Raw genomic sequence first — 23,942 nt, 5'->3', positions numbered from 1 at the left:
CTAGTTTATCTCTGTCATCTGCTTGTAGTGTATTAAAGCAGTATGCAAATTTTCTTCTTTTAGCGGCTTAATTAAGACGTAGTCAGCCCCCGCCTGTATAAAGGACTTTCTCGTCTCCTCCATTGCATCAGCAGTACACGCATAAATCGGCGTTGTAAGCTTCATTTCATTTCGAATAACTTTTGTTGCCTCTATGCCACTCAAGCCAGGCAGTTGGTTATCCATTAAAATAAGATCAAACGTTTCCTCTTTTAAACTATCCAGCGCTTTAAAACCATCGGTTACCCATTTAATTTCCATCGCATATTTACGACAAAATGCTTGTGTGATATAAGCGTTTGTATGGTTATCTTCAACCAAGAGAACGCTTACAGGTTGAGTGAAGAGTGGCGGTTGTAAGTCAAATGACAGCGGCACATTCTTGCTTGTCACCTTCCTATTAGGCTTTTCAACGGGCAAGTTAATTAAAAAGGTTGACCCCTGCCCTTTCTTACTATGGACTTGAATATCACCACTGAGCATCTCGACTAAATTTTTAACTATAGTTAAACCTAACCCAGTCCCACCATACTCACGAGTTGTAATCGGCTCAGCCTGAACGAAGGGATCAAACATCGCCTCAATTTTATCCGAACTAATTCCAATCCCTGTATCTTCAACAGTAATAGACAGTATATTTCCTACATCGTCATTATTAGGGCTAAATTTAAAGCTAATAATAATATGTCCTTCACTAGTAAACTTTATTGCATTACTCAATAAGTTAAACATAATTTGATTAAGGCGAGTCTGATCGGTAAGTATCTTCATATTACTAGGAAGTTCGTTTTTAACTATCAAATCCACTTTTTTAGCGGAGCATAACGGGTTATATATTTGAACGATAAGATCAACTAACTCTGAAAAGTAAAACTCATGAACGTTAATATTAAACTTACCTTGCTCTATTTTGGAAAAATCAAGCACATCATTTAACACTGATAATAAATGTTCACCACTATTATATAATACATTGATTTGTTTTTTTTGCTCTTCCGTTATCGCTGAATGTTGTAATAGCTGAGATATACCAATAATACCATTAAGTGGCGTACGTATTTCATGACTCATTTTGGCTAAAAACTCAGCTCTCGTTTGTGCCGATTTTTCAGCTTCTTGACGAGCTAAATTATTTTGTTTTTCAGCTTCTATTAGTGCAGTAATATCCTGACCTTGAACAATAACACTCGCAGGACCATTCTCTACTTTTAATGATGATAAATTCCACTGATAAGTTTCATTACCTATCTCTATATTAATACCCGTCAATCTATCACCAGGTTCTATCATTTTTACATACTGCATTAGATGGTATTTAAATTTAATAAAATCAGCACCATGTAATAAGTTTTTACTATCAAAATCCATCAATTTCTCTCGAGCCGATGGGTTCATTTTAATGAGTAGTCCTGATGTAGACCATAGCATTATCGGTGATGATGAAAAATTAAATAAATTTTCAAATGACTTTTCTTGATCAAGCAAGCGAGAAAAGGTGCCTTCAAGCGTTCGACCGATGTGGTCAAACTCAGATATATCAGCCCCTTTAAATATTAATGAGTCTTTCCCATCTTTTATAGATAGCGTATAAGTCATTAAATACTCTAACTCTGTAAATATCCTCTCATGCACCCACTTACGGATAAAAATGAATGCGACAATTATAACCGAAAAAAGCAATATTAAATTTAACAGATGCGTTTTCTTAAACTTAATCAAATTCTCATCAGATTGAATGGCCATAACAATAATAGGGGCTTCAACTTCATTGATTCTCAACTGAGTTACACTTAATATCGGATTATTCACTAGATTCGTGTGATCTATCTCAACCAACTCTGAAAGGCTATAATTTTCATTGCCAGTTAATGTATTAGCAATAGATTTATTCTCACTTTCAATAATAACATTCTCACTATTACTGCCCTTTTTAAGCATATTAACTAATAGAAAGTTATCATCTAGAATGGTGGCTATATATAAATAACCTAATACTTCTCCTGATTCAGGATCAATAACAGGGGATCGCCTAGCAAGAATATGCCTTTGCCCTAAGGCGCTATCTAACTTGATAAAATGCCAGTTACTGCCAAACTTCACTTCTTCTGATAGTGCCTTAATGTCTTCTGAAGCTAAACCATAAAAATTAGCATTGCTGTCACCCCAGATAATACGATTATCTTGACCGATAAAGCGTAAGTCCGGCACCTGATTGGATGCTTTTTGATCAAGACTAAAAATAAAGTCATCTAGCTTATCTTTATTTTTATCCTTTAAAAACTTTAATATCATATCGTTTTTAGCATTACTGTCTTGGTTTATTTGTAATGCTGCCAGCTTATAATCAAATAGAGTCTGTATTAAACTGGAAGTCTGCTGTAATGTACGCTCAACTTCTTGATTAATGATTCGGCTGCTTTGCTGATAGCTTTGTGCCAAAATACTTGATGTCAGTACAATGATAACTAAAATCATCATTCTGGTAATTAAATAAGCTAATGAGCGACGCTTAATTGGTTCAGCTTTATACTTCACTGTCATTATTTATCCGAATAACGAAATGCTTCTGCTTTCAGTTGATCAATTCTATCTTGAGAATCACTAGATGTTACCAATTTAAAACCTCCTGAATAAACAGTCGGTACCGCTTTACCTTCCAAGTCGAGTTTTATACCTTCTGCCATTGCGATACCAGCGTTGTCATTCATTCTCATTACGGTTACATCAAGCTCACCATTTTCTATGGCTTCGAGTTCTGCCGACCCCCCACCCCAACCATTAATTCTAATATCGTCTCGATTTAACTCTTTTAAAGCTTTAACCGCCCCAATCGCTACATCGGTTGAGCAAGCATAAATAAAATCCAACTCTGGTGTTTTCTTGATACTCGCTAGCGCTGCTTTATAGCCACTTTCTTCATTGGCTTTGGTATAAAAAGCAGAGCGCAAATCGTAGTTATCGTTATGGTTCATAAACTTAATAAACGTGTCTCCGCGCATATCGCTAATATAGCCTTCTGAAAAATACAGCACAGAGTATTTCGTCTTCTGTGGAAACGTTTCGCTAAAGTAATCCGCTAACATTCTTGTACCAACAACATGATCAAAGCCAATATACATAAATGGAGGTCTTAAATCCCAAGAGCGAACAGGCGTCGTAATGTTCTGTAGGATAAGTTTTGTCTCTGTCGAGCTAATAACATGTTCAATAAATTTACGATGACGAATACTATCCATCGTGAAAATTAAGTAATCAGTTTTATTTTTTATCGCTTCCATCAGTGACAGACTCTGCTGCCTTGCATCTAGGTTTGGTCGTGTAAAAACCTGATTAATTTGATAATTTATACCCAACTCATCTAATCTTTTTTCAAAGGCTTTAATATTTCTACCCCAATAATCTGAGATTTGTTGACCAGGATAGACTACCGATATAGTCACAGGACGAGTCTGCTGTGTGGTTAATAATTGTGGCGAGCCTAATACCTGTTGTCTCAATGCATCTGTTAGTATTTTCTGCTCAGGGTGTGCATCTAAAAACTCTTGGTAACCCCAAAAGCCATGTAATACGTGTGTTGATTGTGAAATCGCAGGCAGGGAAAAGCCTGCGATCAAGATAAGCGCTAAAAATTGTTTCATTAAAATATCATCTCTACTATGAACTACTTTGGTTCATTTTTTACTAGCCAATGCCTAGCTGTACCGCTAGTGCAGTGTTAATTATGTGGCAACTTGGATCAAATTGGTAGAAATGGTGAAGTATTAATACAAAAAAACTCACAAGGTATCACGTACTTCTAATCAGATACGAAAAAGCCATCACAATGGATGGCTTATCACTTATCTATTTATGCTAATTTCTCATTTAGAACGTGAGATATAAATTAGCTGCAGCACCAAATTGATTTTCACCAGCATACGAAGCAGCAATATCAAGGTGAACAACATCCCACGGGCTGAGGCCAACACCAGCGGTCAGTGAGTTATCAAGAGTATCTTGCAGGTCGATTTCATAGCCCGCTCGTAGCTGAGCCCAACCCCAAGCATTTCCCTCTAAGCCAACACGAACAAACTGGGTATCATCATCCATACTCTTAAAGCGCGTTTGCTTAGTTAGATCGGCATCAAAAGCAGCAGTAAAGAATCGATTGGTATAAGCTAAGCCGATGGTTGCTTGCGGGTTCAGCTCATAGGTATCTAACACAGTCCCTTGGTTGTTTTTAAGTTCTATTTCTTGAGCAAGTACATCTTTGATGGCTAACGCTGCACGGAAATTATTTCTATACCACACGGCACCAAGGTCAAAGTTAAAGGCACCAGCACTATTTTCCGACTCTTCATAGTCATCGAAATCAAAATCTTCTAGCGTAGTCATTTTAGTATAAGTTTTCATTTGCTGATATTTTGGTGAAATACCGAATGAAACATCTTGATTCGCTATAACAAAGGCTTTTGAAAAGGACACCCCATACTCTGAGTATCCAAATGCTTTAGTATCCACTTCAGAGTTATCATAGCGATCCTCTGCATTAGAACTGTTATCAACGTTAACTTGCGACATGACTTCTACATAACCACGTGCAAAAAAATTGGTTGAGACTGCATGTGTAGGGAGAGCAATCGCAATACCTAAACCGGCTGTAACATTAAGTGGCTGACTCCCGTCTAGCTTATCAAGCAGTTTATGTACATCTGTCGAATTGTTGTTATCGATAGCATCATCTAAATCATCAATAGTAGAAATAACATCATCTTGATCAGAGGCGTTAACACCTACGGCTGGGAGCAAAAGACCAAAATTATCATGATCACGAAAGCTTGAACCCAGAGCAGGATTATAAAATGGCGCAGTGAGATAGTTTGCCGATGCAACACCCGTATTACCCATCGCATTACCACGAGCATCAGCAACTACATGAGCTGCAAAGACACTACTTGAACATAAACCAACCGCGACTGAAACGGCAGTTTTTGTCATAAAATTCATACTATTAATCCTTTAATTACTATAAGTACTGAATGCGCATGAAGATTATTACAAACTAGGTGATGAGCAAAGAAAAATTCTATAAGTGCAACTGACTATCCGAGAGGAAAATCTTTTTTTGTGAACTAACTATCAATTCTTTCTTCTTTTTAGATAACTTTTTTGCAGCAATCTCACATTTAAGAGCTTCGCTGTGATTACTTAGCTTTTGGCTCCAAACCAAAGATAGAGGGCCCTTTCCACGCAAAGCTTTTGCCCCTTTCCCCGATTCATGCTGCTTGAAACGGCGGGACAAGTCCGTTGTGATACCACAATAAAGGGTGTCATAACGTGTCCGTATGAAATAAATATACCAATCAGAACAAGTTGTTATCGTTGAGAGATTATGGCTACTCATTAATTACAAAACAGATTCAATTAAAGTTCGTAATTCTGCAACTTCTTCTCTTAATGAAGCGACATCTTGTTCCAGGCTCGCTATCTGCTCATCTTTCGTTGCAGAAACAATACTCGGTGGTACAGCATAAGCTTCAATATCAACTTGCCCTGATAAAAGGTGCTGATAGCGACAATCTCTTTTGCCTGACTCTTTCGGTAGCTTAATCACTAACTCACCTGCACTACGTACTGCTAAGTTTTCTAGTACGCTTTCAACTTCTTTGACATCAGCAAAAGTCGCTAATCGATTTGTTCTCGTGCGTAACTCACCAGGTGTTTGCGCTCCTCTGAGTAGCATACAACAAATAATGGCACGCTCTTGATCGGTAAACTGCAAATCACCAAATTCGGTATTACAAAAACGGTGCTGATATTTGCTTACTCGGCTATTAAAGCCACTTTCATCACTCACAAGGCGACGAGAGATCAAACCTTCAACAGTATCTAAGACATCAGATTCTGATAGCGCCATAACAGGTTCGCGATTACTTTTTTGATTACAGGCATTTGTTAAACTATTTAAGCTTAATGGGTAGTGATCTGGCGTGGTGACTTCTTTTTCAATTAAACAGCCAATAATACGTGCTTCTAATGCGGATAATTCAATAGTCATATTCTCTTCCTTGTTATTTTACTTTATTGCAAGTGAGTTTCTATTTTAGCACGACCTAATGCTCTGAAAATAAAGTCAATGGCGTTAGATTACCATGCTCATCTAACATCATGATTTTCGGTCGACTGATCTCAATAGAGAGAAGTTGCATGTGCATACTCGCCTTTTTATAAGCTTGACGAATCTTATCTTGCCCAATATTTTCACTATCAGGTACATGACTCGTTTCCTCTTTGCTTAAAAGTGCTTCTCTATCTACCATTATAAGAGCGAGATCATCCTCATTATCATGCTTCAATTTCATTGTACCTTTGTATGAATAGACGATTTTCTCTATCATATAGTGATATTAATTAAGGGTACAATCCCTCGGTGATGCGAGTGTTCTTTTTTTAATCGACCATGTGATGATTTTGATCTTAATGCTGTTATGAATTTATATGATGTGCTTTAATCACTGCTAGGTATCCAGTAATTTTTAATAAAGGTAAGTTATGACTAGTGTATTTGAAATCGTTAACCAAGCACGCAAAAAAAACAAACTTAAGCGCGAACTTATTGATAATGAAAAAAAAGTTCGTGACAACCGTAAACGTGTCGATCTTTTAGACAACCTTTTAGATTATACTAAAGCTGATATGACACAAGATGAAATGTTAATCATTATTAAAAATATGAAAGCAGATTATGAAGATCGTGTTGATGATCACATCATTAAAAGTGCTGAAATCTCAAAGGCACGCCGCGATATCAGCCGTCGTATCCGTGAGTTAACCGAAGCAGATAAGCAAACTCAAGGCAAAAAGTAATATTATCAATGCCAACCTGTAGGCATTGAGTATAAGTGGATAAGCCAAATATACCTTTATTTGGCTTTATCTCACCAAGTATCAAATGCAGTATTAAATACTGTTTATATCAGCAAATCCTTACAAATACCCTCGAATAAACCTCATTCCATTGACTTTATAGCGAACATCTACTACCTTTTTTGGGTGGAGTTATTCATAGTAGTGATTGTCCACGTAACTATGAGATGGCACTGTACAACGCTGATGACTATGTTACTATGCCTTTGCTCTGCTAAACGGAGTTATTTAAATTAGATGAAAGTAAAATTAACACATAAGACCGCTACAAGTTCGGTATTGAGTTTTTCCTTATTTCTTAGCAATATTAAATAATTCACATTATCAGCGCTTTACTTTAAAGAATTTCAATAAGGGACAAATTATGTCTAATACAAATACTGGTACTGTTAAGTGGTTTAACGAAGAGAAAGGTTTCGGTTTCATTTCTCAAGATAACGGCGGTGCTGACGTATTCGTACACTTCCGTGCAATCGCATCTGAAGGTTTCAAAACTTTAAAAGAAGGCCAAAAGGTTTCTTTCGAAGTTGAAAATGGTCAAAAAGGCCTACAAGCAGCTAACGTTGTTGCTCAGTAATTAAGTTAAAGACTTAAAATATTCTTAAGCACTGATTTTTATCGGTGCTTTTTTGTTTCTATAATTTGATATGCTGCTTATTTTTTATTTAAAATCAACTTACTTGCTAAATATTAAGTAATTAGTATTAAAATCAGCTACCCTACCCACTCATTATATCGTTTTGAGCACTCCTATATAGCTTAGCCTATTAACTTTGGTACCTTCCTTCATGAGTAAAAGTGACATTCAAAAAGCGGCACTGAACCTTAAAAAAGCCATCCCATTAATGATTAAAAATCAAGTTCCTGTCACTCCAGCGAACTATGCACTATGGTACGCCTATGTGAATGAGGCTTTACCTGAATTAAACACAGAAATGGATCAGATCCTTAAGCATTATGATGTCTGTCCTCCCGCTATCAATGAGCGCCTCTATGAGCGTCACGTAGCGAAAAAGAATGATATCGCACTTAATGAAGTCAGAACAAACATGGAAGCATTAGTCACTGAGGTCGCTCAATCTATGAATGATGCGATGGAAGATACAACGGCTTTTTCAAATGCGATATCTCACTATTTTTCATATTTAGATCAGATAGATGAAAAAAGCTTAAATTTAAATGAAACCACTGAAATTGTACGACAGCTGATTTCTGAGTCTAAAGATATACAAAATTCAACACTCTACCTTAAATCACAACTGCATAATGCGAGTTCTGAAATCGAAAGCTTACAAGCTCAACTCTCCGCGGTTGAAAAAGAATCACTGATCGATAGTCTATCGAAAATTTATAACCGTCGTGCTTTTGATAAAGATATGCTAGCACTTTGTAGCAACAACCAAGCAATGTGTTTAATTCTGGTCGATATCGATCACTTCAAAGGCTTTAACGACCAATACGGTCATTTATTTGGTGATACGATTATTAAGCGCCTTGCCAAAAGGCTGCAAGAAAACTGTCGAGATGCGATAACACTTTATCGGTTTGGTGGTGAGGAGTTTGCTATTATTATTCCGCAGCATAATTTACGAATTGCCCGTCAATTTGCAGAAGCGAATCGTAGAACAATCGAAAAAATGAATATCAAAGATCGCCGAACGGGTGAACAAATCAACCGTATCACGGCCTCTTTTGGTGTTGCTGAACGAAGAGATAATGATTCACCTGAACAATTAATAGAGCGTGCTGATAAAGCATTATATAGTGCAAAAAATTTAGGTCGAAACCGAGTTATGCCTTTATAAATGTTGAGCTAATATCGTTAATGAAAGTAAACAATGCTATGAGTTGCTAAAGGTGTAGTACCTATCAAATGCATTGTTTACTTCTCGCTCAATTATCGATAGGTATAACAATGCATCAAGTGGTAATCCTGCCCACTTTTTGACATATACTCACGATCCTCACTGCAAGCAAGCGGCTTTCCTCGGCCATCGCTTTTAATCAAGCTAATCCAATGACGTATTGCCGAACAGGCTAGATCTGCTGAATTTTGATCAAAAGTGGTACAAGTTTCCAATTGAATATCCTCAATATCCATCAATTCAATATGACCCGTTCCCTGACCTGCTGCCAAAATAACTTCTAAGTGACTGCCTGTTGCATCCTTTAATAGCATAGCATCTGGTTGTGATTTTTGTCCTGTATACGCAACAAAGTGCTTTGGAAACTTCAAGCCACTATGTTGCCCACCTTTAAAATATGCAAGAAGATGATTGTAGTCAATTACATAGCTAGTCACATCTTGATGAGAACCATTTTCTAGTGGGAAAAGTTGATCCAGTAACTGTTTTGCTTTTCTCTGCTTTTCTGACTGTTCGTTAGTGCTGATGGCCTCGACGGCAAAGACAGCTTCAGCGATAAATAGGTTATTTTGTTGTTGTATTTCAGTTTTATCGATTGTTAGCATATTCATAGTCTTTCCCTTTTACCATATTTTATTTACAAATAATCAATTGTTTAGCATAACGAACTAAGAGATAACCTAACGATTCAAGTTAACACCTAGCAAGTTCTCATTGCTTAGTTTGTAGATTACACTCTTTTTTACTACAATTTCACAACAAAAACTTTACAGTGTGAATTTTACAAATGCCTATCTCAAAAAGTTTAATACGCCAGTCTCATTTCTTAGGTACTAAGATAAGAAATCTAAGAAAAAATAATCATTTAACTATGGAGGATTTATCAACCCGCTGTATGCGAGTCAATCCTGAGCATGCTCCATCGGTCTCTTACTTATCAATGATTGAACGAGGTAAGCGTGTACCAAGCTTTGATATGCTTGAGGTCATTGCTGAAGTTTTCCAAAAAAAGCCCACTTGGTTTCTAGATGATGAACCAGGGCAACAAGCCATTACACCAAATAAAGGCAGTCGAGGCGGAATTAGCGGAATGGCCCTTGAACCTAATTTCCTTTTTTCTAATGATATTTTGCAGATAGCAATCCCAGAAATGCTTTCACAGACGGGGATCACTGGCCGTCAATTTGCGCACCTGCTAATTCGTGCTCACCAAGAAAGCTTACAAAATCACTTTCCTGATCTTGAGCGTGCTGCCGAAGAGGTTGGTTTAAAGCGTTTAAACTTATCTGTTGAAGATCTGACCGATATTGCACGTCATTTAAACATTGATATTCGCTGGATCAGTCGTACCCCACAAGATATCGTTGATGAATTAGGTATTAATTCAAAGCAGTTGGTTACCTCTTTTTTTGAGCCACCGAATACCATTTATCTTAATGATATTTTGAAGCAGTACCCTACCCGTTTGAAGTATGACCTTGCTGTTTATATTGGCCATTCTATTTTACATAGCCAAGAAGGCTTAAAGAGTGTGTTATCTGTCGGTAACAACAATAGTTGGGAAGATTTTACGGATGAAAAACCAACATCAGAACTCAACTCACAAGATATATTGCAAGCATGGCGAGACTTTGAATCCAGCTTTTTTGCGGGCGCTTTGCTTTGCCCTAAAGTGCCTTATCGACAGCTTTTAGATCGTAATGGCTATGAAATAGATGTGCATAAAAAAGCAGGGGTTTCACCATCAGTTGCCATGCGCCGTATGACTGTAGTATCGCCTTACCCACATTGGCACTACTTTGATGCCTATGGTCCAGGAAAGTTAAAAGCGGTCTATCGTGGTAATGGTATCCCACTTCCTTGGGGCAACATGCGTATGGTGAACGATCCTTGCCAACACTGGGCTGTCTTCCGCCGTTTATCTGAATTTCAACAAGGTAGTTCTGCACAAATATCGATTCTAAATGTCGCTAATGAGCCTAGAATTTATTGTTGTGAGTCCATCAATATGACAGATCCTGCTGGTAACAACCGTGTACTATGTGCTGGAATTGATTTAAACCCTGCTATAACTGCGCAAGGTGGTGATGCTTTCGCAATTGCTGAGGAGTTAAAGCAGTCATGCGTTAAGGGTGGCGGAAGTGTATCTATACCTCGTCATATCCGCAAAGATCTAACGACAGTAGCAAAAATTTTGAATATTAATTGGATCGAGCGTGGTATTGAAAATGATGCGCGGTTAATTTGCTCTAGAGGGACAGCTTGCCCTAGGGAGCCGAGTTGCTATCAACAGTGTGACATTAATAGTAAGTAGAAATTGAGGTAAAAAAAAACCAACCGCAAAAAAGTGCAGTTGGCTATATATATGTGTGAACAAAAATAAGGTTCACTAACAACGTCAGTTGGCTAGGTGACCCTCGGCTTAAGAAGGGTCACGCTATACAATGCAGTATCTGTGCCAACTTTTTTAGTTTATATTTATATCAAATAGCCTGCTTTCTATAGGGTTATTAACTCTTTACTCTTTACCTTTTTGCATTTTGCAATCGCAATTTGCAATGATAGCGTTTTGCTTGGGATCTCTCGCAATTTTAAAATGCACAGAAACAAAAAAACCTCATAAATGAGGCTTTTTACTATCGGCTAGTATTCGCTATTTCATTGGCAACAGCTTTTGTGAATAACAAAGGATCTAGCTAACGATTCACTATTGGTTAGTATTTTTTTGTGCTCGTTGTACTGGGGACTTCTGGCCATTACTTTTATTCGCATTGCGCCCATCACGACTTGTTGAACCATTATTACGTTTTGGTGCTGGTTTACGTCGCTGCTTATTGCCACCTTCAGCTGTTCGAGCACCACGACCGCGATCTTGATTACCATTATGTAAACCACCAGAGCGCTGGCCATCTTTATGCCCCGCCTTTGGTTTCTTTGGTTTTTTAGCTTTAATTGGACGAGTGTCCAATTTAGATTCAGGCAACTCATGGACGGGTTTAAAACCTTCCAGTTCAAATCTCGGTAGTAGCTGTTTAATCAAACGCTCAATACCAAATAAGTCTGATGCTTCTTCAGCCGATACTAATGAAATTGCTTTACCTACTTCTCCAGCACGACCTGTACGACCAATACGGTGTACATAATCTTCTGATACATTAGGTAGGTCAAAGTTCACGACTTGTGGTAGTTGAGGAATATCAATACCACGTGCAGCAATATCCGTCGCTACTAGCACTCGGATTTGACCTGTTTTAAAATGATCTAAAGCCTTTGTTCGTGCCGATTGGCTCTTATTACCATGAATAGGAGCCGCGGTAATCCCTTGATCATTTAAAAAATGGGATAAGCGGTTAGCACCATGTTTTGTTTTACTAAACACAAGTACTTGCTTCCAATTGCCATCGGTAATTAGCTTCGCCAGCATACCTGGCTTTTTACGCTTGTCGGCTGGGTAAATACTTTGCTCTACTGTTGGTGCCGTTGAGTTTGCTGGGCTAACTGAAATTTCAATTGGGTTATTCACTAAGCCTTTTGCTAGATTGCGAATATCCGCTGAGAATGTGGCTGAGAAAAGTAAGTTTTGACGCTTTGCAGGAAGTAGCGCTAAAATCTTACGGATATCACGGATAAAACCCATATCAAGCATGCGATCGGCTTCATCAAGAACCAGAACTTCTAATTGGTCAAAGCGAACGGCATTCTGGTTGTATAAATCCATCAAACGCCCTGGCGTTGCAACTAATACATCACAGCCGCCACGTAACTTTTGCATCTGTGGGTTAATTTTAACGCCACCAAACACAACAGTTGAACGCAGATTTAGATGCTGACTATATTTCTCAACACTCGCATTGACCTGAGCGGCTAGCTCACGAGTAGGTGTCAAAATTAGTGCTCTAACTTTATTACCGCGTGCTTTATTTTGCTGTGCTTTTGGACCATTAGATAATAGTTCTAAAATAGGTAGAGTAAAACCTGCTGTTTTCCCGGTACCCGTTTGAGCCGCAGCCATTACATCCCTACCAGTTAAAACAGCAGGAACCGCTTGCTCTTGGATTGGAGATGGCTTGTCATAACCTTGTGCTTCGATGGCTTTAAGGATTGCTTCAGAAAGGCCCAAAGAGGTAAAACTCATAGTATGATTCTCAATTTTATTAATTAGGATTATGGGTTGGCTACAGCCTAAAAACCACTCACCAAATGAAGCGGGCTATTCTGAGGCTTTTAATCTCGAAAAGAAAGGACTATTGTACTCTCAATCTAAAGCTAGCCCTTTATAACTGCTTTATTACTATTTTCTCATGATATCGAGCGCAATGATGACAACAATAAAACCTGACAGACAAACAGCAATGACCAATATCATTAGCGCTGTTAGAGCTGAGTTTCCATTTGATGCCCCTGAAGCACAAATTTGTGGTGATACATGTGTCGGTTGCCCGAAGAAGTTGATTGAAATGGTTGAAAGTGAAGTTATCTATTGGGAGCATCAATTAAGTATTGGTGTTCTGCCTAATATGACAGAGCTGCGTCAGTTTGGTAAGTTGTGTAAAAATATTCGTCGTAGCTTAATTAGAAATGAATTAATTAAGCCATAAAACAAGCATAACAAAAATGACAAAGCCCTCACATCATGTCCTAAGTTAGGCAAAAGGTGAAGGCTTTAAAATTTCAACGCTATCGCGATTAATTAGCGAGCGATTTTTTTCATTACTCTTTTAAAAAGAGAAACTTTTTTCGGTGCTGGCTTACCGTACATTGCTTCGTGCATCATTTTCTTTGCTAAAGCTTGCGCAAGAAAAACACTGCCTAAATCGTGGTTCATAATATTCCGCTACTTATGTAATAAAATTTCTTTTCGCGGTAATTATATCTTAACCAAAACCAAAAACAAGACCTAGATCACACTTTACATGTAATTAAAGTACAAGATGTAAAGTTAGCTACGCTTAGGCTGTTGGTAAGTTCTGCCAGCAGCTTGGTAAGTTTCCTTGTGTTTAACATCAAACATAGATTCAAAAAACCAAGCGATGAATTTGATGACATCTTCACCTTCATTCATAACATGCTCAACGAATTCTTGCTCTTGCCCATTTTCATCGTCTTCAAGTGTCACATGATAAACTCGAGTTTCACCTTCAACTTCAGCCAGCGCAAATTGACCCGTTAGAGATTGAGCTGCTTGAGCGATCTCTTGATCTTCATTGACTTTTAACTGCTCTAACGCTTGTGGCAAGTTGCCCTGTTCACACAGTTGTTTTACTAAGGTTTCAAATTCATTTTGTTGCATAATTTTCTCACTTTCAATGGGCAGCATTGTAAAAATACCGCCCTGTAATAACAGTAGCAAAACGTATCAGAACCATTATGCTAAAGTTAACTAATTCGATAATATATCAATATTTAGCTGTTATTTTTTGCTAAAGACAAGGTTTGTTGCTCAAGCAGTTGATCCATTTCATCTCTGCGACGGTTAAATGCTTGGCGCTCATCATCAGGGATAGAACTAGCCATTGGAATATTGGCCGTCATTGGATTCACCGCACGACCACGTATAATAAATTCGTAATGAATGTGTGGTCCTGTTACGCGCCCTGTTTGCCCTGTTAAACCAATTTTTTGACCACGTGATATCTTTTGGCCTTTTTTAACTAGAATACGGCTTAGGTGTAAATAACGCGTTTTATAAGAACTACCGTGCTGAATAACAACGTACTTGCCCGCATAAGGGTGGTCACGCGTCATAATAACTTGACCATCTCCTGTTGATAGCACTGGTGTTCCTGTCGGCGCTGCAAAGTCAGTACCATTATGAGGAGAAACGCGCCCTGTCACAGGGTGTTTACGCTGTGGATTAAAGTTTGAACTAATGCGCCAGCGCTTTTCTGATGGGTAACGCAGGAAAGCACGCTGCAAACTGTCACCATGCTGGTCATAATACTGCCCATCACTGTGTAAGTAAGCGCTAATCAGACGACCTCGATTGAAGAGCTTGATCGCCTGAATTTCCGTTTTTCCAGTGGCGACTCCATCAACAAATTGCTGACTTTGAACCACTTCAAACTTATCTCCTTCACGCAATTCTTTCGCAAAATTAATTTTATCTTTCAATAAACTAACTACGTGATCAATATCAGCAGTACCTAAGCCTAATCGATTTGCAGAGCGGGAAAAACTGCCTTTCACAACACCGACTAAAGGTTGCTGCTGCCAATCACCGGGAATAGAAATATCCTTATATTCAAAACTGCCGTCTTCCAAGCGACTATATACTATTTTTTCAGCTGGACTAAATTGCAATTCCATTTTCGCTAAACGAGAGGAATCTTGTTCTGTTTTCCAAAAACGTAATGTATTCCCCGGCTTTAGCGTATCCAAAGCCAGATAATTTAAATCTGTTTCCATAACCTTAAGCAATTCAGTATAGGGAAAGCCTAGGGTAGAAAATATCGTACTTAAGTTATCCCCTACCTGAATTTGATACTCATAGTGGGGCATAAGTACAGGCTGATACGGTGCGGATAACTCCAGTGCAAAGACTGATTCAGAAGTAGGTAATGCTAGATCTACCGTACGGTACACTGGTGTTGATGTACTCGACATACCAGCAATGGCAGCCAAAGGTAAGCAAGCAAGCATTACTTTTTTAAATAGAGGTAGCTCTATAAAATGAGCTGTCAATGGTTTAGAAGTCACGGTCAAATAAATCTATCTATAATACAGAGGCTAGAGGATATGCTTTCCTGATGCAGATTTCACTATTAGTTTGCTATTTTTTTAACTAGATATTCAAAATAAAGGGCTTTTTTTGCATTGAAAATGAATAGCTAATCAAAAGAATCTTCTTACTCGTACAGGCTTTCTAATAAAAACAATAAGATAATTAGCCGATATAAAAAACCCAACTAGTGCTAGTAGTTGGGTTTTTTGACCAAAATTTATCAGACTATTGAGCTGTTGAAACCAAACTGTTCTCTTCACCAAAGCTATTTTTAATATAGCTGTCTGCATGAGCATCGTTTACCCATTCCTGCTCATTGATTAGGTAGCGAAATTCAAATTGCTCATTTTTAGGTAAACGAGTTTTAAATTTAAACGTTGTCCCTTTCGCAAGTTTTTTCATAGGCGTTGCTTCCCAACCTAAAAAATCAGCAGCGATTGCTACAGAATCCGCTTTTACATCTTTTAGCTCGAAGGTAACTTCTACTTCATCTTTTGTTTTAAAAAAACGTTTATTAATCATTACTACAAACTCCATTTGTTCAATAATTGACCTGAACACAAGTATTCAAATTTGCGAGCAGTGGTAAGATCTGCTCACTGGGTTACTGGCTAGTTTTATGATATGTAATTTGACTCACATAAACAACATATATGTGCATAATAATTAACCATTAAACATACGACTTTCAATCAAGTTGGGGACTACATCAACATTAGTTAAACGTTTGGTTATTAGTAATATTGATCTAAATCAAATTAGACCATGTTTGGGGGCTTTCTGTACGAATGCATTTACCGTTATAATCCAGTACCAAATTAATTAGGCTTAAATGTGATATCTAAACTTCCCCGCTGGGTAGAGTACGGCGCATTTTTACTCGCGGCTCTTGCTGGTTCAGTTAATGCTATTGGACTGCTCGACTTTCAACATCAAGCCATTTCACACCTTTCAGGTACAGTGACGTTGCTAGGCAGTAACTTAATTCAAGATACCTCATCCTTGCCTGATTATAAGCAAAGTCTACACCTTATCTTGATCATCACTAGTTTTATGGCTGGAGCGGCATTAAGTGGTTTCTATATTGAAAGTACGGCTTTAAAACTGGGTCGTCGCTACAGTTTTGCCCTTTGTATAGAAGGTAGCTTATTGCTGCTGGCTCTCTTTGCTCTTGCGCAAGGCTCTATTACGGGTCAATACTTTGCCTCTGCTGCCTGTGGACTACAGAATGCGATGCTCACAACATTTAGTAATGCCATTATTCGTACTACTCACGTTACGGGTGTCATCACTGATCTCGGGATCATGATTGGAGAATGGCTTAAAGGAAAGATGTTTGATAAACGCAAAGCTAAGTTGCTTATTGCGATTGTGACAGGTTTTCTTTTTGGTGGAGCGACAGGGACCTGCTTATTCATTAAGTATCAAATTTATGCTTTTCTTTTCCCAGCGACCTGTTCATTTGTACTCGCTCTACTATATTCACTTTATTTATATCGTAATCACAGGTCTGCCTAAAACTGACCTTATACTTTAATACTGAGCAAGTGCATAAAATAAGAATAAACATTCGCCTTAATGAATAAGTAGTTTTATATACTGCATAGTATTGCAATGTGTAACAAAGCTAGGTAGTCTTGCTGCCTTATAGAGTAAATATGGATATTTCGTCAACATACTGACCAAGGATTGGCATTATTGACTAGTAGTAACGTGAGAACATTATGCAAAAAAATGCAAAGTCAGCTTTAAGCAACAAAGGAAATTTTTGGATGTTTTTCATCCCTTCTTTACTTGGCTTATTTCTATTCATGGCACCCATTAGCTATCAAGGTGATCTAACCATTCCGATCGCTGTTTTAGCTAAATCGATTCAAAGCCTTCTCGCTGATTATTTAGTGCCTATTGTTACTGCGATTATCGCTTTCATGTCAGTATCAACCATTCTCTATAAGATCCATCAGCCAAACTGCATGAAGCAAAGTGCTTTTATACACGGACTGTTAACGCCTAGCCCTTTATGGATGACAGTTCGTCTACTTGGTGGCTTAGCAGTTGTCATGAGCTTTTTTCAAATCGGTCCTGAATTTATTTGGGAAGAAAATACTGGTGGATTAGTACTTGAAGGTCTATTACCAACTCTATTTTCTGTCTTCATTTTTGCTGGCTTGCTACTTCCTTTATTACTTAATTTTGGTCTATTAGAGCTCTTTGGTGCACTGCTAAGTAAAATTATGCGTCCTATCTTTAACCTTCCAGGTCGCAGTGCTATCGACTGTATGGCTTCATGGCTTGGTGATGGTAGTGTCGGAATTCTGCTTACGAGTAAACAATACGAAAACAAGTTCTATACTCAGCGTGAAGCTGCCGTCGTTGGAACGACCTTCTCTGCTGTATCGATTACTTTCAGCCTAGTCGTGATTGCTCAGGTTGAGTTGGAGCACCTATTCTTACCATTTTATGCTGCGATCTGTTTAGCTGGCTTCACTGCTGCCATTATTATCCCTCGCCTACCACCTTTGAGCATGAAAAAAGATCTCTTTATTGATGGTACAAAACCAACAAAAGATGCTGATGCAACCCCTGAAGGTTACTCAACTTTTTCATGGGGTCTAGAGTTAGCACTTAAAAAAGCGGGTCAAGTTAAGTCGATAAAGTCAGTATTTAAAGAAGGTATTCATAACGCCATCGATATGGTGTTTGGCGTACTGCCTGTTGTTATGGGACTTGGTACTATTGCACTGATCATTGCAGAGCATACCTCAGTGTTTGCATTTTTAGGTCAGCCATTCATTCCTTATTTAGAACTATTAGGTGTTCCTGAAGCCGTTCAAGCATCACAAACTATTGTGGTCGGATTTGCTGATATGTTTATTCCTTCTATTTTAGCGTCCTCAATAGAGAGTGATATGACTCGATTCATCATCGCTGCTATGTCAGTAACACAATTGATTTATATGTCAGAAGTTGGCGCACTGCTATTAGGTAGCCGTATTCCTGTCAATATTGTTGAGTTATTCGTTATTTTCATATTACGTACCATTATCACTCTGCCAGTTATCGCAGGTGTTGCGCACTTAATATTTTAAATACATAGCGTTATCGTTTTTATAAAAAGCCTCATTGTGAGGCTTTTTACATTTAAGCAAACCAAAACCCAAACCGTAAAAGGAAACACCATGAAATTTAGTCACAAGGTTGTTGCAGCATCTTCTGCATTACTTCTTGTTACTGTCTCGTTATTATCGATTCAACAACTCTATACCGTTCAAAAAGAGATTGAACACCAAGTCAATGACACACTAACTGAAGTAGTGGCAGCAATTGAAAGCACAGTTGTTGTGGGAATGGAAGCTAACAAATTACTGGCTCAATCAAGCGCTGGTATGGTTGAAATAAACCCTTCTGACCGTAGTTTTATACAGCAGATTGTCGATTCTAAGGTACTAAGAGAAAAGTTCATTGTGGTCGGCTATGGGGATGAAGCTGGTAACACTCTGATCGAAAATGACCCAAGCTGGAATCCAGGGAGTGACTACAACGCTAAAACGCGCCCATGGTATATTGATGCTAAAAATAGTGACCAACTCGTTGTCACTCCACCTTATTTTGATGATGCGATTAATGAAGTGATTATTTCCGTTAGCCTGCCAATCAAAGAACAAGGCATACTTCAAGGTGTCATGTTTTTTGATGTTCCGCTAGATAATCTATCGCATTTAATTAATCGTATTGAATTATTTGATGGTGCTGGTTACCTATTTTTAGTTTCAGCTGATGGCACAACGATTGCTCATCCCAACTCAAACTACAATGGTCAACCGATGCAAAGTTATCTGCCAAATGTGCCGATGAGCCAGCAGCACCAAACCGTCAATGTAGATGGAAAAGAGTACTTAGTTAACTTTACCCCTATTCCATCAGAAGGTTGGGCTATCGGTGCTATTGTCGATCATGATAGAGCATTTGCCACTATCGGCGATCTACGTAATAACTCGATTATCTACACGCTAATTGCACTTGTATTGAGTATCGTTGCGCTTAACTTTGTAATTCGTGGGTTAATGCGCCCGCTTGGTCAACTAAATCATGCCATTAATGATGTTGCATCTGGTCAAGGTGATTTAACTCAACGTCTTGATACGAATACTGACGAAGAGTTTGCCACGCTTGCAAAAAACTTTAATACCTTTACCTCATCTCTTCAAACCCAGATCCAGCAATCTAAGTTAATTGGCTCTGACATTATGCATAGCACAGAACTCACTGTACAAGGCTCTGTACAATCTGTCGTTGCTATGCGCTCACAGTTGCAAGAGTTAGAGCAACTGGCGACCGCTATGCATGAAATGGCAACGACGTCTGCAGATGTCGCTAATAATGCTCAAGGTGCTGCCGAAGCGGCAAAACAAGCCGATGATGCAACATTAGAAGGTACGGATGTTGTTAGTAGCACCACCCTTGCGATTAATAATTTATCGTTGCGAATTGACCAAGCGGTTGCTGAAGTTAACACACTTCAAACAGCGACGAACAATATTGAGACGATTTTAAAAGTTATCAATGATATTGCCGATCAAACTAACTTACTGGCTCTTAATGCAGCGATTGAAGCGGCAAGAGCTGGAGAATCTGGGCGTGGGTTTGCGGTTGTCGCTGATGAAGTTCGAACACTTGCTTTACGTACTCAACAATCAACCACTGAAATTCGAACGATGATTGAGCAGCTTCAAGTAGGCACTCAATCAGTCTCGAATGTTATGAATGAAAGCAAAGAGACCGCCTTTGAAGCCGTTGCTGCCGCTCAAAAAGCAAACTTGGCTTTGGAGCATATCCGAGAGTCCATTCAACAGATCTCCGATATGAACATTCAAATTGCTTCCGCTGCTGAAGAGCAAAGCTTAGTCGCTGAAGAGATAAACAATAACACGCTAAAAATTAAAGACCTATCTACACAAGTTGCTGACGCTGCTGAAAATACAAGCAACGAAATGCAAAGCCAAACAGATAATGTTCGAGCTCAAGATGCACTGCTCAATAAATTTATCGTATAGCTTAAAAGCTGAATCACAACTGCCCCTCTTTGATCGCTCGTTTGATAAAAGAGGGGCAAAGTTCATTGATACTATTTGAGCAATAAATACCACCAATTGCAGTTACCTATTTTTGACTGCAATTGGGATAGGATTAAACTTGAGGTTCTGTGATTAGCATTAAGCTCGTTTTACCTGAAATTCGAATAATTAACTTTCCATTCTTACTTTCAAAAATACGATTGGTTAAAAGATCTACGACTCTACAACTCCAATCAATCGAGAGTGTTTGCTTTCTTTTTGATTTATTTAAAATAACTAAACCCTTATCCCCTCGTGAAAAAGCTAAAATATCATCATTGGCTTCAATAACTGACATTTTCTCCCCATGAACATGGTTGTAAAAGGCAATTCGATTAACCATTTCAGGGGCTTTCCATGCATCTTGCCAACGAGGTTTGCCAGCTTTATTGCGTATATTACTGGTATCTAAGTCGGTATAAATCAGTGGTACCCCACCATCACGCCCTAGAATATAGCTATAAGCTAACGCTTCATCCTCTTCACTCATCACTAAGTTACTAAAAACATCGTTGTTAGGTATATCATGAGTAATCGCAAATGTGATGGAACGGCGTTTAGATAATGCGAGTCCAAAACAATATGGATCAATTAATGAAGTAAAACTACCTTTAGGCTCAAAGGCTTCAAAAATGGTATTAAATAGTGGGAAATCATACGCACCTAAACGCGTTTCCTTTAAGTAAGGCTCTAGAAAGGTATCGTACTCTTCCGCTGTTGCTCCACCATCAGTGATAATCTCTCCAAAAATGTGTACATCATTGGTGATCTCATCAGTCCATACCTTTTTAAGGTGTTCAATGGTCATATGTTTTGCGGCATCGATGCGAAAGCCTTTCACGCCCATTTTCTTTAATGCTTTTAAATATGACTGCTGCTGCTCTACCACATAGTCACTATCTTGCAAAGTCGGTAAACCCGGATCTTGTGGTCCACCAGAAATACGACCGTTTTGAACTTCCCACTTATCTTTCCAATCTTCTATCCCAAAAGCATCAACAAAGTCTTCATCTTTAAAAAGCGGCTGAGATAAATCACCAAATAGTCGCTGTTTCTGGAAATACTCAGCTCGCGCTTGATACTCAAGTAAATCGGCTGAACTTGGATATTGTAAATCCTGACGCAGGTAAGATTCATTTGCCATATGGTTAAAGACAACGTCGACATAAACTTGTATATCGAATTTTGATAGTGCATCAACCATCGCTTTGAAGGTCACGGTATTACCGAGTTGATTATCTATAACACGGTAGTCTTGTGGTTGATAGCGTTGCCACCATTGGGTACCAAGTTGATTCTGGTAGGATTTCATTGGCGGTGATACCAATACGCTGCGATACCCTAATTCTGCGATGACCTTTGCTTGACGTTCAACATATGCATATTCCCAATCAAATGCATGCAACACCACATTGCTACGGTAATTTAAATGCTCCATGGTATTTTCTCCTCTGGCACTTAGGCTATGACTAGAAAAGTCACTCTGAATACAATGCCTAAACAATTATTGACTATTATAGACTGTAATTATTTATATTAATCCACCCTAAGTCGCTGCGCAGTGGTGTATATACAAGGCGTAGTTGGTACGATTAAGCACCACTATTGGCTGATAGATTACCGATATTCTAATCCTATTTGATAAAGTGAGTATGACAGTGCCAAAACAGAAAAAGAGCCCAATGAGGCTCTTTTGAATAATGATTACGTTAATTGAATCAACTAGGTTCTATATAGCACTTTGATCACATGCCAACCGAACTTTGTTTTGACGAGTAAAGGCGTTAAGATTTCACCACTAAAAACGGCCTTATCAAATTGAGGAACCATTTGTCCTTTTTGAAATTCACCAAGATCGCCACCTTTTTTCCCCGAAGGGCAGGTAGAGTACTTTTTAGCTAATGTCTGAAACTTAGCCCCTTTTTTAAGTTGCTTAATGATATCTTCAGCTTGTTCTTTATGCTTAACCAAAATGTGCAAAGCTGCAGCAGTTCTTGCCATGATTATTCTCTATAACTTAGTGTATATAGCCATAATATCACAGCTCATCCATATCTAAAAAAGCATCTCGATTACGTCTAAAGCGTCATCTGAACCAGAGACTTGCCTAGAAGCCATTCAAGTTCTTTATCACTTTCTTTACCAAAACGCTCTTCTAATACTTGGTATAGGCGAGCAATGTTATTACTTGCAAACTCTTGCGATTTGGCAGAAGTAACAATGTGATGAAAAACTAAACGTAATATCGCAACAAATTCTTTATTGTCTAACGCTGCTACCCAACTTTTTGAAAAAGTACTCAGATCATTCTCTAAGTCTAAGTAGCCGACAAAAATTTGGAAAATACGACCATCCAGTGCCGCAGTAAAATCCACTTTTTTAGGAAAATGGTGACTAATACCAGTGCGCGAAACCCCTGTCTGCTGACTTAATGTTGTATAAGACATTTTGTCATAACCCAACCGAATCAGTTGATCCACGACTGCATCCATAATTTTTTGAATCGTTATTTCAGTATCTTCTTTGCTACGCTTTGGCATATTTAAAGCTCTTCTATTTTAGATGTACCTAACAACACACGTAATGACTAATAAGATAGACGAATGTTAAACCCCTTTAACCTTAGACCGTATAGTGTACAAAAGGTTAACAAAGCATTAAAAAATGAGTTTATGTTGTCATTAAGTTAAATGCTAGGATTTTCGACTGCGTCTAATTCACCACGAGAATGGGACGACATGGCATTATAATGCAGTATTATTCAACACCGGACAACCAAAGTAGATATTACTGACCAAAACATAACAATATACGCGATAAATATGTGATCCACATCACAGATGTAGTTGATATTTATCTCAGTTATGTTCTGAACTTAAAAGTATTTAATCCGCTATTCATGCTGAAAATTAATTTATTATCATTTTGGTAGATACTCACTTCATTGCCCGATAGAATGAGCGCATCACTAAGTATGAGGAAAGGCTATGAGTATTGAAGAAAATACTGTTTGTGAAGCATGTGGCTGCGCAGGCGAAATTGGTTTTATCATTAAAGAAGGTGATGAGACATCAGAAATCATCATCTCGGCGGCAAGCAAAGCGCTGATTGATGTTGAGTTTGATAAGTATTTAGCCTTAGCTCAAGAGGCTTGTGCTGGTGTGAAGTATGAAAAGTCAGAATTAACAGAAGCATCTACTCAACTGACCGCTCGCTTTCAGTTTGATGTGAGTGCTGAAAAAATCATTTTTGAATTAAAAACACGTTCTCTACGTCGTTAAATCAATCAATGACTAA

Annotated in this window: 23 protein-coding genes and 1 pseudogene; 9 read left to right on the top strand and 15 right to left on the bottom strand. The window is 38.3% G+C overall.

Annotation, left to right across the window (positions count from 1 at the left end):
- The 6 genes from BCU68_RS09290 to BCU68_RS09265 all read right to left on the bottom strand — a co-directional run bounded on the left by BCU68_RS09290 (position 1) and on the right by BCU68_RS09265 (position 6,380).
- Complete coding sequence (locus BCU68_RS09290) at positions 1–2,580, bottom strand: LuxQ periplasmic sensor domain-containing protein (protein WP_102564493.1); 2,580 nt, start codon at positions 2,578–2,580, stop codon at positions 1–3.
- Positions 2,580–3,677: an autoinducer 2-binding periplasmic protein LuxP gene (locus BCU68_RS09285; protein WP_102564492.1), complete on the bottom strand. Its 1,098-nt coding sequence runs from the start codon at positions 3,675–3,677 to the stop codon at positions 2,580–2,582. Before BCU68_RS09285 ends, BCU68_RS09290 begins: the two co-directional genes overlap by 1 nt.
- Positions 3,678–3,903: 226 nt before the next feature.
- Positions 3,904–5,025: a conjugal transfer protein TraF gene (traF, locus tag BCU68_RS09280; RefSeq protein WP_241901326.1), complete on the bottom strand. Its 1,122-nt coding sequence runs from the start codon at positions 5,023–5,025 to the stop codon at positions 3,904–3,906.
- Positions 5,026–5,104: 79 nt separating this feature from the next.
- Complete coding sequence (locus BCU68_RS09275) at positions 5,105–5,422, bottom strand: GIY-YIG nuclease family protein (protein ID WP_102564490.1); 318 nt, start codon at positions 5,420–5,422, stop codon at positions 5,105–5,107.
- 3 nt (positions 5,423–5,425) lie between these two features.
- Complete coding sequence (locus BCU68_RS09270) at positions 5,426–6,076, bottom strand: YceH family protein (protein ID WP_102564489.1); 651 nt, start codon at positions 6,074–6,076, stop codon at positions 5,426–5,428.
- A gap of 55 nt (positions 6,077–6,131) precedes the next feature.
- Complete coding sequence (locus BCU68_RS09265) at positions 6,132–6,380, bottom strand: hypothetical protein (RefSeq protein WP_102564488.1); 249 nt, start codon at positions 6,378–6,380, stop codon at positions 6,132–6,134.
- 190 nt (positions 6,381–6,570) lie between these two features.
- On the opposite strand from BCU68_RS09265, the gene BCU68_RS09260 reads away from it, so the two are divergent.
- The 3 genes from BCU68_RS09260 to BCU68_RS09250 all read left to right on the top strand — a co-directional run bounded on the left by BCU68_RS09260 (position 6,571) and on the right by BCU68_RS09250 (position 8,750).
- On the top strand, positions 6,571–6,885 hold the full coding sequence (locus BCU68_RS09260) for a DUF496 family protein (protein WP_102564487.1): 315 nt from the start codon (positions 6,571–6,573) through the stop codon (positions 6,883–6,885).
- 424 nt (positions 6,886–7,309) lie between these two features.
- Positions 7,310–7,522: a cold-shock protein gene (locus tag BCU68_RS09255; RefSeq protein WP_004730009.1), complete on the top strand. Its 213-nt coding sequence runs from the start codon at positions 7,310–7,312 to the stop codon at positions 7,520–7,522.
- A 211-nt stretch (positions 7,523–7,733) separates the two neighbouring features.
- Positions 7,734–8,750 carry a GGDEF domain-containing protein gene (locus BCU68_RS09250; RefSeq protein WP_102564486.1) on the top strand — a complete coding sequence of 339 codons (1,017 nt, stop codon included), beginning with the start codon at positions 7,734–7,736 and terminating at the stop codon, positions 8,748–8,750.
- 92 nt (positions 8,751–8,842) lie between these two features.
- On the opposite strand, the gene BCU68_RS09245 is transcribed toward BCU68_RS09250, so the two are convergent.
- Positions 8,843–9,421, bottom strand: a complete 579-nt coding sequence (locus BCU68_RS09245; protein WP_102564485.1) for a malate synthase — start codon at positions 9,419–9,421, stop codon at positions 8,843–8,845.
- A gap of 176 nt (positions 9,422–9,597) precedes the next feature.
- Between BCU68_RS09245 and BCU68_RS09240 the strand changes: the two genes are divergently transcribed.
- Positions 9,598–11,124, top strand: coding sequence for a DUF3612 domain-containing protein (locus BCU68_RS09240; protein ID WP_102564484.1), 1,527 nt, complete (start codon positions 9,598–9,600; stop codon positions 11,122–11,124).
- A 441-nt stretch (positions 11,125–11,565) separates the two neighbouring features.
- Here BCU68_RS09240 and BCU68_RS09235 read toward each other — a convergent pair.
- A pseudogene (locus BCU68_RS09235) lies at positions 11,566–12,945 on the bottom strand (DEAD/DEAH box helicase); the annotation flags it as partial.
- Between the two features lie 181 nt (positions 12,946–13,126).
- Between BCU68_RS09235 and BCU68_RS09230 the strand changes: the two are divergent.
- Entirely contained in the window at positions 13,127–13,408 is a 282-nt protein-coding gene (locus tag BCU68_RS09230) for a hypothetical protein (protein ID WP_198591713.1), read from the top strand.
- A 92-nt stretch (positions 13,409–13,500) separates the two neighbouring features.
- Here BCU68_RS09230 and BCU68_RS17210 read toward each other — a convergent pair whose 3' ends face one another.
- The 4 genes from BCU68_RS17210 to BCU68_RS09215 all read right to left on the bottom strand — a co-directional run bounded on the left by BCU68_RS17210 (position 13,501) and on the right by BCU68_RS09215 (position 16,053).
- Entirely contained in the window at positions 13,501–13,635 is a 135-nt protein-coding gene (locus BCU68_RS17210) for a hypothetical protein (protein WP_277868781.1), read from the bottom strand.
- Between the two features lie 114 nt (positions 13,636–13,749).
- Positions 13,750–14,100, bottom strand: a complete 351-nt coding sequence (locus BCU68_RS09225; protein ID WP_102564577.1) for a hypothetical protein — start codon at positions 14,098–14,100, stop codon at positions 13,750–13,752.
- Positions 14,101–14,213: 113 nt separating this feature from the next.
- Entirely contained in the window at positions 14,214–15,506 is a 1,293-nt protein-coding gene (locus BCU68_RS09220) for a peptidoglycan DD-metalloendopeptidase family protein (RefSeq protein WP_102564481.1), read from the bottom strand.
- A gap of 250 nt (positions 15,507–15,756) precedes the next feature.
- Positions 15,757–16,053, bottom strand: a complete 297-nt coding sequence (locus tag BCU68_RS09215) for an isoamylase early set domain-containing protein (protein ID WP_102564480.1) — start codon at positions 16,051–16,053, stop codon at positions 15,757–15,759.
- A 312-nt stretch (positions 16,054–16,365) separates the two neighbouring features.
- On the opposite strand from BCU68_RS09215, the gene BCU68_RS09210 reads away from it, so the two are divergent.
- From BCU68_RS09210 to BCU68_RS09200, 3 genes are all read left to right on the top strand, one after another.
- Entirely contained in the window at positions 16,366–17,049 is a 684-nt protein-coding gene (locus BCU68_RS09210) for a YoaK family protein (protein WP_102564479.1), read from the top strand.
- A 206-nt stretch (positions 17,050–17,255) separates the two neighbouring features.
- Entirely contained in the window at positions 17,256–18,620 is a 1,365-nt protein-coding gene (locus BCU68_RS09205) for a YjiH family protein (protein ID WP_102564478.1), read from the top strand.
- A 90-nt stretch (positions 18,621–18,710) separates the two neighbouring features.
- Positions 18,711–20,585, top strand: a complete 1,875-nt coding sequence (locus tag BCU68_RS09200; RefSeq protein ID WP_102564477.1) for a methyl-accepting chemotaxis protein — start codon at positions 18,711–18,713, stop codon at positions 20,583–20,585.
- Positions 20,586–20,718: 133 nt separating this feature from the next.
- On the opposite strand, the gene BCU68_RS09195 is transcribed toward BCU68_RS09200, so the two are convergent.
- From BCU68_RS09195 to BCU68_RS09185, 3 genes are all read right to left on the bottom strand, one after another.
- Positions 20,719–22,083, bottom strand: coding sequence for an alpha-amylase family glycosyl hydrolase (locus BCU68_RS09195; protein ID WP_102564476.1), 1,365 nt, complete (start codon positions 22,081–22,083; stop codon positions 20,719–20,721).
- Positions 22,084–22,367: 284 nt separating this feature from the next.
- On the bottom strand, positions 22,368–22,646 hold the full coding sequence (ppiC, locus tag BCU68_RS09190) for a peptidylprolyl isomerase PpiC (protein ID WP_102564475.1): 279 nt from the start codon (positions 22,644–22,646) through the stop codon (positions 22,368–22,370).
- A gap of 77 nt (positions 22,647–22,723) precedes the next feature.
- Positions 22,724–23,185: a TetR family transcriptional regulator gene (locus tag BCU68_RS09185; protein WP_102564474.1), complete on the bottom strand. Its 462-nt coding sequence runs from the start codon at positions 23,183–23,185 to the stop codon at positions 22,724–22,726.
- A 447-nt stretch (positions 23,186–23,632) separates the two neighbouring features.
- Here BCU68_RS09185 and BCU68_RS09180 point away from each other — a divergent pair, with 447 nt between their 5' ends.
- Positions 23,633–23,926 carry a DUF406 family protein gene (locus tag BCU68_RS09180; protein WP_102564473.1) on the top strand — a complete coding sequence of 98 codons (294 nt, stop codon included), beginning with the start codon at positions 23,633–23,635 and terminating at the stop codon, positions 23,924–23,926.
- Positions 23,927–23,942: the final 16 nt, after the last annotated feature.

The organism is Vibrio sp. 10N.286.49.B3 (genome assembly GCF_002873395.1).
Lineage (GTDB): Bacteria > Pseudomonadota > Gammaproteobacteria > Enterobacterales > Vibrionaceae > Vibrio.
Note: the sequence above shows the minus strand (reverse complement) of the source record. Positions and strands in the feature narration are given on the sequence as shown.

Excerpts from the sequence above, each read along its gene's own strand:
- BCU68_RS09290 (WP_102564493.1), bottom strand. The coding sequence starts at position 2,580 with ATGACAGTGAAGTATAAAGCTGAACCAATTAAGCGTCGCTCATTAGCT.
- BCU68_RS09285 (WP_102564492.1), bottom strand. The coding sequence starts at position 3,677 with ATGAAACAATTTTTAGCGCTTATCTTGATCGCAGGCTTTTCCCTGCCT.
- traF (WP_241901326.1), bottom strand. The coding sequence starts at position 5,025 with ATGAATTTTATGACAAAAACTGCCGTTTCAGTCGCGGTTGGTTTATGT.
- BCU68_RS09275 (WP_102564490.1), bottom strand. The coding sequence starts at position 5,422 with ATGAGTAGCCATAATCTCTCAACGATAACAACTTGTTCTGATTGGTAT.
- BCU68_RS09270 (WP_102564489.1), bottom strand. The coding sequence starts at position 6,076 with ATGACTATTGAATTATCCGCATTAGAAGCACGTATTATTGGCTGTTTA.
- BCU68_RS09265 (WP_102564488.1), bottom strand. The coding sequence starts at position 6,380 with ATGAAATTGAAGCATGATAATGAGGATGATCTCGCTCTTATAATGGTA.
- BCU68_RS09260 (WP_102564487.1), top strand. The coding sequence starts at position 6,571 with ATGACTAGTGTATTTGAAATCGTTAACCAAGCACGCAAAAAAAACAAA.
- BCU68_RS09255 (WP_004730009.1), top strand. The coding sequence starts at position 7,310 with ATGTCTAATACAAATACTGGTACTGTTAAGTGGTTTAACGAAGAGAAA.
- BCU68_RS09250 (WP_102564486.1), top strand. The coding sequence starts at position 7,734 with ATGAGTAAAAGTGACATTCAAAAAGCGGCACTGAACCTTAAAAAAGCC.
- BCU68_RS09245 (WP_102564485.1), bottom strand. The coding sequence starts at position 9,421 with ATGAATATGCTAACAATCGATAAAACTGAAATACAACAACAAAATAAC.
- BCU68_RS09240 (WP_102564484.1), top strand. The coding sequence starts at position 9,598 with ATGCCTATCTCAAAAAGTTTAATACGCCAGTCTCATTTCTTAGGTACT.
- BCU68_RS09230 (WP_198591713.1), top strand. The coding sequence starts at position 13,127 with ATGATGACAACAATAAAACCTGACAGACAAACAGCAATGACCAATATC.
- BCU68_RS17210 (WP_277868781.1), bottom strand. The coding sequence starts at position 13,635 with ATGAACCACGATTTAGGCAGTGTTTTTCTTGCGCAAGCTTTAGCAAAG.
- BCU68_RS09225 (WP_102564577.1), bottom strand. The coding sequence starts at position 14,100 with ATGCAACAAAATGAATTTGAAACCTTAGTAAAACAACTGTGTGAACAG.
- BCU68_RS09215 (WP_102564480.1), bottom strand. The coding sequence starts at position 16,053 with ATGATTAATAAACGTTTTTTTAAAACAAAAGATGAAGTAGAAGTTACC.
- BCU68_RS09205 (WP_102564478.1), top strand. The coding sequence starts at position 17,256 with ATGCAAAAAAATGCAAAGTCAGCTTTAAGCAACAAAGGAAATTTTTGG.
- BCU68_RS09200 (WP_102564477.1), top strand. The coding sequence starts at position 18,711 with ATGAAATTTAGTCACAAGGTTGTTGCAGCATCTTCTGCATTACTTCTT.
- BCU68_RS09195 (WP_102564476.1), bottom strand. The coding sequence starts at position 22,083 with ATGGAGCATTTAAATTACCGTAGCAATGTGGTGTTGCATGCATTTGAT.
- ppiC (WP_102564475.1), bottom strand. The coding sequence starts at position 22,646 with ATGGCAAGAACTGCTGCAGCTTTGCACATTTTGGTTAAGCATAAAGAA.
- BCU68_RS09185 (WP_102564474.1), bottom strand. The coding sequence starts at position 23,185 with ATGCCAAAGCGTAGCAAAGAAGATACTGAAATAACGATTCAAAAAATT.
- BCU68_RS09180 (WP_102564473.1), top strand. The coding sequence starts at position 23,633 with ATGAGTATTGAAGAAAATACTGTTTGTGAAGCATGTGGCTGCGCAGGC.